This window comes from Burkholderia sp. SJZ089, from assembly GCF_007828315.1.
Lineage (GTDB): Bacteria > Pseudomonadota > Gammaproteobacteria > Burkholderiales > Burkholderiaceae > Burkholderia > Burkholderia gladioli.
The window spans coordinates 34,369-43,953 of sequence record NZ_VIUM01000033.1 but is presented as its reverse complement, the minus strand read 5'-3'; the positions used below and the strand labels follow the sequence as shown (position 1 = coordinate 43,953).

General features: G+C 63.0%; 4 protein-coding genes. 2 read left to right on the top strand and 2 right to left on the bottom strand.

The features are described from left to right. Window positions 1–199, top strand: a 199-nt coding sequence (locus FB600_RS37555; RefSeq protein ID WP_222432930.1) for a hypothetical protein, incomplete at its 5' end; no start/stop codon positions are given. Between the two features lie 149 nt (window positions 200–348). Continuing rightward, window positions 349–2,472: an NACHT domain-containing protein gene (locus FB600_RS35505; RefSeq protein WP_145758191.1), complete on the top strand. Its 2,124-nt coding sequence runs from the start codon at window positions 349–351 to the stop codon at window positions 2,470–2,472. Between the two features lie 545 nt (window positions 2,473–3,017). Here FB600_RS35505 and ilvD read toward each other — a convergent pair. Together ilvD and purL are read right to left on the bottom strand one after the other, a co-directional pair. Further along, complete coding sequence (ilvD, locus tag FB600_RS35500) at window positions 3,018–4,877, bottom strand: dihydroxy-acid dehydratase (RefSeq protein ID WP_017918824.1); 1,860 nt, start codon at window positions 4,875–4,877, stop codon at window positions 3,018–3,020. 342 nt (window positions 4,878–5,219) lie between these two features. Beyond that, window positions 5,220–9,290, bottom strand: a complete 4,071-nt coding sequence (gene purL, locus FB600_RS35495) for a phosphoribosylformylglycinamidine synthase (protein ID WP_036041122.1) — start codon at window positions 9,288–9,290, stop codon at window positions 5,220–5,222. Window positions 9,291–9,585: the final 295 nt, after the last annotated feature.

Below are 9,585 nucleotides of genomic sequence, written 5' to 3'. Positions count from 1 at the left end.
GCTCGATGAAACGCATCGCGAAGCCGTTGAGCGAATTCATGCCATCTGCGGGAAACGTCCGAGTCCAGTCGATGGGTATTTCAACGGCCTGCTAGTGGTGATATCTGGTGCGATCGAACCAGTGAGTCGATTACGAGGTTTTTCAAGACTTATATTGGCGATTCATCGGCTGGCCAAATCGAACTTGGCAAGCTGGTAAAAGATGTCATTGCCGATGTTGCCGCCTACACTGAGGACTATTCAAGGCCAAGCTACTTTTTCGGCGATGAAGACGATTCTGGCAACCTCTTTGTTCCGTGGACACGTTCAACGAGCGAGGGCAATCAGTCTCGGATCGATGCGTTCCGAGTGGGCCCCAACAATAGGAAGGAGTGGAGAAACCCCGAAGACATTTGGCTTCCCTATTCCGATTTTCTAAAAAATATATCCAACTGGGAAATTCTGGCCAGACGAGTAGCGATCGGTCTTGACAATTTTTCGCAGGAGCGCGCCGCTGAAGAGTCATCGCGACTCGGACTCACAAAAAAGATAGCGACGCGAGGGCCCTCAAAGCTCAAGAGGAAAAAAGATGCGCTATCCCCTACGGATTACAGCGATGAAAACTTTGACCTGAAATCACGAATCGACGACTCCTGTCAGCGGATGAAACCATCAACGTCGGTTTATTTCCTGATTGGCCAAGCGGGACTTGGAAAGACTGAATTGATGGTGTCGCTTGCGAGCGAGCGCGCAAAGGAAATCGAGTCGAACCCGGCGCTGGAGCTTCCGCTGTACCTGTTTGTTTCATCCACCGGAAGAACGCTTTCTAGCCTTGAGGACGCTGTTAATAGCGCCTTGAACATCACGAAGATCCTGTCCAGCCAGAGCGCGAAGGCGCTTTGCCGAAATGGGCTTCTTGTCCTCCTAGTCGACGGATTCGATGAACTGTTAGGAAGCAGTGGATACGAGAATGCGCTAGGTTCACTTGAGCCATGGTTCCGGGAACTCGGTGGTCGCGGTGTGCTAGTGGCATCCGCTAGATCGTCTTACTATCTGACCCAGTATCGGAGATCGCTAGCACAGGCGGTCAATCTCAATGTCGACCATACACTGGTGGAGCTTCAGCCATGGTCAAGGAGCGCATCTGAAGCATACCTAAGAGAGATGGGCGTCTCATCCACCATTATTACCGGCATCAAAAATCGCGACTGGAGCATCCTAAGCGTCCCGTTCTTCGCCAAAGCTTTCGCCGCGTGGCTTGCTCGGGCGCATGGGACTGGCCGGACGGTGCTTTCAATCTACGAGATTGTAGTCGAGCAGTACTTGGAGCGTGAGGCGCAAAAGCTTACCGATCCCAATACGGGTCCGTTGCTAAATGCGGATGAATTGCGCGTGCTGTTCACTGAAGTTGCTGAACTGATGCAGGGCTCAAAAAATAGGGAGATAGAACAGGCTGACCTCGTTGCCTGCGCGGAGGTGGTTGTCAACACAGCCAATTTGGAGTTCGCCCGACCTGGCCTTACCCGAAGACTGTCATCTCTGTGTGGTTTGGGAGTGAGCCCTGATTCGGGCGGACAAAATCAGTTCGGATTCTCACATGAGGTTCTGTTCGACTGCTTCCTTTCTCTCGCAATCCAACAACGGATTTCTCACGTACTAAATGTCGGATCCCTCCTTCGGCTGCTCAGCACGAGTACTGTCAACGCATCGGTCTTCGAATGGCTGGTTGAAAAGAACCCCGAGGCGGTAGAAATTCTCTCGAAGGACGTCTCATTTAAACTGGCGAAGGAGGAAGAGGCTTACGTACTTTCCGCGAATTTAGGAGCTCTTTGGGAGGCAATGTTAGTGCACCGGAATGGCATTCCTCCAACAGCGATTGCGTCCGGCCTGCAACTGGAACGGTTAGATCTAGCGAGGGATGGCTGGCGCAATTTGGATCTGAACAGAAGCGTCATTGGCGACATTGTCATCCGCGAAGGATGCGCCGGGTGCATCAATGTTTCAGAAGCAGATATTGCATTTTTGAGGACGGAATCCGCAGATCAGGCCAAGCGCTCACTGAAGGGAATAAATTCAGCGGATGTTCATTCTGTCCATCTAGGTGACCAGTATGGCGACAGTCGAAAACAGGTTCGCGAGATACTGGAATCGTTACAGCTCGTTCAGCGAGAGCATCACGAAGGTGACCATGAGGCCCGTGAGGCAGCCTTGTACTTTCTAGACCGGCTGGCGCGTCGGCCTGACACCGCGGTTATCCTATCTCGTGAAGATCTGAGCGCAGATGATCAACGTCTATCTTGGATCAACCATTACGAGGCAGATCAATGGCGCTCTTTCGTCAGCGCACTTATAGGATCCGGAGTCGCTTCTTTGGAACCGCTTTCAACGGCCGGCAGACCCAAGGTTCGTCTTTCCTTCAGCAAACCTGTCGCGTCCTTGCTTAACCCGGATGAAAATAGTGACGAAATCCGCGAGTTCTGGAAGAAATTGTGATCTTGAACACGGTGCCACCGTGCGTGCCAATCTTAACCCGGCGGCAATCACCTTGATCATTGCGCTGCATCGGCTGTAAGACCGAAAAACCATTTCTACGCTGAGACATTATGAGGCATTACACTGACTGCTCGATGGAAAGAAAAGCGATTATGAGTGGCGCCCCGACAAATGCCAAGTTAGAGTAATTGATCGACCTATGGATGCCTTCGATACGTCAACGCTAGCATTCGACAAAAAATTCGCTCAGGTGCCCCGCGTGAATTGTTTCAAAATTCGTCTGCGATCGACTGCAAAAGCGATATTCGGACGACCTAATGAGCCAACCAGCGAGTGACCGTAATTGGCTGCGAATTCAGACTGTCACAGAATATCTTTGCCTTGCTGAAAACCGAATGAGGCAACAGACGACGACTCATGACATCCAGAACAACCGTCCACCCCACCACCACAGAAAAAATGCCGCCCACAGGGCGGCATTTTTTCACAACCTACCGAACAGATCCCCCGATCCCAAAACCGGACAACCCATCCGCCAACAAACCTCAATCATCCAACAACGACAAATCCCTCACCGCGCCCTTATCCGCCGACATCACCAGCTTCGCATAAGCCTTCAACGCCGCCGATACCTTGCGCGGCCGCGGCAGCGCCGGCTTCCAGCCCTTCGCATCCTGCTCGACGCGACGCTTGGCCAGTTCCTCATCGCTCACCAGCACATCGATGGTCCGATTCGGGATATCGATCCGAATCCGATCGCCATCGCGCACCAGGCCGATCGCCCCACCCGCCGCCGCTTCCGGCGAGCAATGCCCGATCGACAGCCCGGACGTGCCGCCCGAGAACCGCCCATCGGTCAGCAGCGCGCAGGCCTTGCCCAAGCCCTTCGACTTGATATAGCTGGTCGGGTAGAGCATTTCCTGCATCCCCGGCCCGCCTTTCGGCCCTTCGTAGCGAACGATCACCACATCGCCGGCCTTGACCTTGTCGGCCAGGATATTCTCGACCGCCTCGTCCTGCGATTCGACCACATGCGCCGGACCTTCGAACACGAGAATCGAGTCATCAACACCGGCCGTCTTCACCACGCAGCCGTCCTTGGCGATATTGCCCGTCAGCACCGCCAGCCCACCTTCCTTGCTGAACGCATGCTCATACGAGCGAATACACCCCTCGGCACGATCCAGGTCCAGGCTCGGCCAACGCGCATCCTGGCTGAACGCCACCTGCGTCGGAATCCCGCCCGGGCCCGCCATGTAGAACTTCTTCACGGCCGCATCGTCGGTCAGCGTGATATCCCACTGCTTCAACGCATCGCCGAGCGTCTTCGCATGCACGGTCGGCACATCCGTATGCAGCTTCCCTGCCCGCTCGAGCTCGCCCAGGATCGCCATGATCCCGCCGGCGCGATGCACATCCTCGATGTGATACTTGTTCGTGTTCGGCGCCACCTTGCACAGCTGCGGCACCACGCGCGAGAGCCGATCGATATCGCGCATCGAGAAATCGATCTCGGCTTCCTGCGCGATCGCCAGCAGGTGAAGAATCGTGTTGGTCGAACCGCCCATCGCGATATCGAGCGTCATGGCGTTCTCGAACGCCTTGAAGCCGACCGAGCGCGGCAGCACCGTCACGTCTTCCTGCTCGTAATACTGGCGCGCCAGTTCGACGATACGGCTGCCCGCGCGCTTGAACAGTTGCTCGCGGTCCGCGTGGGTGGCCACCACCGTGCCGTTGCCCGGCAGCGACAGGCCCAGCGCCTCGGTCAGGCAGTTCATCGAGTTCGCCGTGAACATGCCCGAGCAGGAACCGCAGGTCGGGCAGGCCGAACGCTCGACTTCCGCCACCTCGGCATCGCTGACCTTGCTGTCGGCGGCCATCACCATCGCGTCGATCAGGTCCAGCTTCTTGATCTGGATGGTGTTGGTGCCCGGCACGGCCAGCTTGGCCTTGCCGGCTTCCATCGGGCCACCCGACACGAAGATCACGGGGATGTTCAGGCGCATCGCGGCCATCAGCATCCCGGGGGTGATCTTGTCGCAGTTCGAGATGCAGACCATCGCGTCAGCGCAGTGCGCGTTCACCATGTACTCGACCGAGTCGGCAATGATGTCGCGGCTCGGCAGCGAATAGAGCATGCCGTCGTGGCCCATCGCGATGCCGTCGTCGACGGCGATGGTGTTGAATTCCTTGGCGACGCCGCCGGCCGCCTCGATCTCGCGCGCGACCAGTTGGCCGAGGTCCTTCAGGTGGACATGGCCGGGCACGAACTGCGTGAACGAGTTGACGACCGCGATGATCGGCTTGGAGAAATCTTCATCCTTCATGCCGGTGGCGCGCCAGAGCGAACGCGCGCCTGCCATGTTGCGGCCGGCCGTGGAAGTTTTGGAACGGTATGCGGGCATTGTTGTGGTAGCGAAACAGAAAGTGACCGGGGAAAGCGGCGGCCTCGTCGACACACGCCTTTGGGCCCGTCGAGACACGCCTGCGCGCACCACAACAGGCGCCTCTTGAGCGCCCGCCGATGCAAACCTGACGATTATGCCGTACCGCGCGCAGGGTTGCGCGCGCGGCCCGGCGGCTCGAGGCCCGGCGGCGCGGCGCCGGCCGGGGCCATCTCGACGCGATCGTCGGCGCGTCGAATCAAGCCTGAAAACGAACTCGACAACGGCAATCAAACAACGCGGCGCGGCGCGAGGCAGTTGCCCCGCGCCGCGCCGCGTATCAAACCTCGAATCTCATCGATCTCAACCGAGCCAGCGACGCGCGTTGCGGAACACGCGCATCCAGGGGCTGGCCTCGCCCCAGCCTTCGGGCGCCCAGCTCATCTGCACGGTGCGATGCACGCGCTCCATGTGCGGCATCAGCACGGTGAAGCGGCCATCGGCCGTGGTGACCGAGGTAATGCCCTGCGGCGAGCCGTTCGGGTTGAACGGATAACGCTCGGTGGCCTGGCCGCGATGGTCGACGAAGCGCATCGCCACGGCCACGCGGTCGGCATCGCCCTGCTGCGAGAAATCGGCGAAACCTTCGCCGTGCGCCACCGCCACCGGGATGCGCGAGCCTTCCATGCCGGCGAAGAAGATCGACGGCGAGGACTGCACCTCGACAAACGAGAAACGCGCCTCGAACTGCTCGGACTTGTTGCGCGTGAACTTCGGCCAGGCTTCGGCGCCGGGGATCATCGACGCCAGGCTCGACAGCATCTGGCAGCCGTTGCAGATGCCGAGCGCGAAGGTGTCGGGGCGCGCGAAGAAGGTCGAGAACATCTCGGCCAGGCCATCGTTGAAGCGGATCGTCTTGGCCCAGCCCTCGCCGGCGCCGAGCACGTCGCCGTAAGAAAAGCCGCCGCAGGCCACCGCGCCGGCGAAGTCGGCCAGGTTGGCGCGGCCGGCCAGCAGGTCGCTCATGTGCACGTCGTGCGCGTCGAAGCCGGCGCGATCGAAGGCATAGGCCGTTTCGAGGTGCGAGTTCACGCCCTGCTCGCGCAGGATCGCGACGCGCGGACGGGCGCCGGTAGCGATGAACGGCGCGGCCACGTCCTCGGCGGCGTCGAACGTCAGCACCGGCTGCATGCCCGGATCGGCCGCGTCGAGCAGCGCGTCGTATTCGGCATCGGCGCAGGCCGGGTTGTCGCGCAGGCGCGCGATGCGCCAGCTCACGTCGGTCCAGGCGCGCTGCAGTTCAGAGCGCGGCGCGTCGTAGATCTTCTTCGCGTCGCGGAACACCTCGATGCTGTCGCGCTCGTTGACCGTGCCGATCACGTGCGAGCAGGTCGACAGGCCATGTTCGCGCAGCGCGGCCAGCACGGCGTCGCGATCCGCGGCGCGCACCTGCACCACCGCGCCGAGCTCCTCGCTGAACAGCGCGCGGATCGTGCGGTCCTCGCGGCGGCCGCTGGTCTGCTTGGCCCAGTCCTTGGCGTCGCCGTAATCGGATTCGTGGTTCGGGTCCAGCGTCAGCATGTCGACGTTGATCGACACGCCGGCGTGGCCCGCGAAGGCCATTTCGCAGACGGTCGCCCACAGGCCGCCGTCCGAGCGATCGTGGTAGGCCAGCAGCTTGCCCTGCGCGTTCAGCGCCTGGATCGCCGTGAAGAAGCGCTTGAGATCTTCCGCGTCATCGACGTCGGGCACCGAGTCGCCCACCTGCTGCGTGACCTGGGCGAGGATGCTGCCGCCCATGCGGTTCTTGCCGCGGCCCAGGTCGATCGAGATCAGCACGCTGTCGCCGACGTCAGCCACGCGGCGCAGCTGCGGCGTGAGGTGGCGGCGCACGTCCTCGACCGGCGCGAACGCGGAGATGATCAGCGACACCGGCGAGACCACTTCCTTGGCCACGCCGCCGTCGTTCCACTTGGTCTTCATCGACAGCGAATCCTTGCCGACCGGGATGCCGATACCCAGCGCCGGGCACAGCTCCATGCCGATCGCCTTGACCGTGTCGTAGAGCGCGGCGTCTTCGCCGGCGGTGCCGCACGAAGCCATCCAGTTGGCCGACAGCTTGAGCTTGTCGAGCGAGGCGATCGGCGCGGCGGCGATGTTGGTGATCGCCTCGCCCACCGCCATGCGGCCCGAGGCGGGTGCGTCGATCACGGCCAGCGGCGTGCGCTCGGCCATGGTCATCGCCTCGCCGGCGAAACCGGCGTAGTCGAGCGCGGTGACGGCGCAGTCGGCCACCGGCACCTGCCAGGGGCCGACCATCTGGTCGCGCACCGAGGTGCCGCCGACCGAGCGGTCGCCGATCGTGATCAGGAAGGACTTGCTGGCGACAGTCGGGTGCTTCAGCACGCTCACGGCCGCATCGGCCAGCGACACGCCGGTCACGTCGACCGGGATACGCTCGACCGCCACGCGCGTGACGTCGCGATGCATCTTGGGCGGCTTGCCGAGCAGCACGTCCATCGGCATGTCGACCGGGAAGCCGTCCTGGCCTTCGGCGAGATCGTCGACCAGCTTCAGCTCGCGCGCCTCGGTGGCCACGCCGATCACGGCGAACGGGCAGCGCTCGCGCGTGCAGATCGCCTCGAAGCGCGCCAGGTCGGCCGGCGCGATCGCCAGCACGTAACGCTCCTGCGATTCGTTCGACCAGATCTCGCGCGGCGACAGCCCGCTTTCCTCGAGCTGGATCTTGCGCAGCTCGAAGCGCGCGCCCTTGTCGGCGCCGTCCACCAGCTCGGGGAAGGCGTTCGACAGGCCGCCCGCGCCCACGTCGTGGATCGACAGGATCGGGTTGGCCTCGCCGAGCTGCCAGCAGCCGTTGATCACTTCCTGGGCGCGCCGCTCGATTTCCGGGTTGCCGCGCTGCACGGAATCGAAGTCGAGCTCGGCCGTGTTGGCGCCGGTGGCCATCGAGCTGGCCGCGCCGCCGCCCATGCCGATGCGCATGCCGGGGCCGCCGATCTGGATCAGCAGGGTGCCGGCCGGCAGGTCGTGCTTGTGGGTGTGCGCGTCGGAGACGTTGCCGATGCCGCCGGCGATCATGATCGGCTTGTGATAGCCGCGCACGGTGCCGCCGACGTTCTGCTCGTAGACGCGGAAGTAGCCGCCCAGGTTGGGACGGCCGAATTCGTTGTTGAAGGCGGCGCCGCCGAGCGGGCCGTCGATCATGATCTGCAGCGGCGAGGCGATGCGGTCCGGGCGGCCATAGGGCGCGTGGGCATCGGCCGGGTTGCGCTCGGCCACCGGCTGGGCGGCGTCGCGTGCGTTTTCCCAGGCTTCGCGCGCGCCGGGAAGGTCCAGGTTCGAGACCGTGAAGCCGGTCAGGCCGGCCTTCGGGCGGGCGCCGCGGCCGGTCGCGCCTTCGTCGCGGATCTCGCCGCCCGCGCCCGTCGCGGCGCCGGCGAACGGCGAGATCGCGGTCGGGTGGTTATGCGTCTCGACCTTCATCAGCGTGTGCGTCAGCTCGCTGTGGCGGCCGTATTGCTCGGCGGGCGTGCCGTCGGCGCCGGCGCCGCGCGGGAACCAGCGCTCGGCCTGCGCGCCGCGCATGATCGAGGAATTGTCCGAGTAGGCGACGATGGTGCCCTGCGGGCTCATCTTCTCGGTGTTGCGGATCATCGCGAACAGCGACATGTCCTGCTTCGCGCCGTCGATGGTCCAGTCGGCGTTGAAGATCTTGTGGCGGCAGTGCTCGCTGTTGGCCTGCGCGAACATCATCAGCTCGACGTCGGTCGGGTTGCGCTCCAGCTTCGTGAAGGCGTCGACCAGGTAGACGATCTCGTCCTCGGCCAGCGCGAGGCCCAGCTCGAGGTTGGCCGTCTCCAGCGCGGCGCGGCCCTGGCCCAGCACGTCGACGCGGCCCAGCGGCTTGGCCGGCAGCTCGTCGAACAGGTGGTGCGCGTCCTCGCGTGCGGCCACCACGCTTTCCGTCATGCGGTCGTGCAGCGCGGCGGCCACCGCGGCGCGCACCTCGGGCGAGAGCGCCTTCTTGCCGCCCATGCCGAGCAGGCCGGCCTTCAGCGTGACCGTGAACTCGACGCCGCGCTCGATGCGGCGCACCGAGGCGAGGCCGCAATGCAGAGCGATGTCGGTCGCCTTGCTGGCCCACGGCGACACCGTGCCGATGCGCGGCAGCACGATGAAGGTGTCGGTCGCGCCCTTCTCGGCGGCCGGCTCGAACGGCGCGCCGTAGTGCATCAGCGCGTCGATGCGGGCCGACTCATCGGCCGACAGCGGCTCGGACGCGTTGACGAAGTGCAGGTACTGGCCGCGGATTGCGACGATATCGCCATCGATCTGCTTGAGCGTGTCGAGCAGGCGAGTCTGGCGGAAATCGGAAAGGGCGGCGGCGCCGGGAAAACACGAGAAGTGAGCCATGGGCTGGACGGACATCGATGAGTCGCGCGAGTCGGCGACATTGGGGCGAAAGGAAGACCGCAATTATACCCGGAAGTCATGCCGCCGAAGCCGTCCGCAAGGCTTTCCGCGGCCAGCGCGCCACGCCGGATCCGGCCACGGCGGGCTGCCGCGTCCGAGGCCGGCGCGCCCGCGACGGCGGCCGGGCGCCGCCGCGAGCGCCCGGTTTGGCGCTATCATTCGCGGTTCACCGGGTTCCACACGGCCCGCACGGAAGACCAGACCCGGGTCGCGACGCGGCCCGTTTTCGAATCAC

What these genes read in the sequence shown, in the direction of transcription:
- ilvD (WP_017918824.1), bottom strand. Translation starts at nt 4,877, where the DNA reads ATGCCCGCATACCGTTCCAAAACTTCCACGGCCGGCCGCAACATGGCA.
- purL (WP_036041122.1), bottom strand. Translation starts at nt 9,290, where the DNA reads ATGGCTCACTTCTCGTGTTTTCCCGGCGCCGCCGCCCTTTCCGATTTC.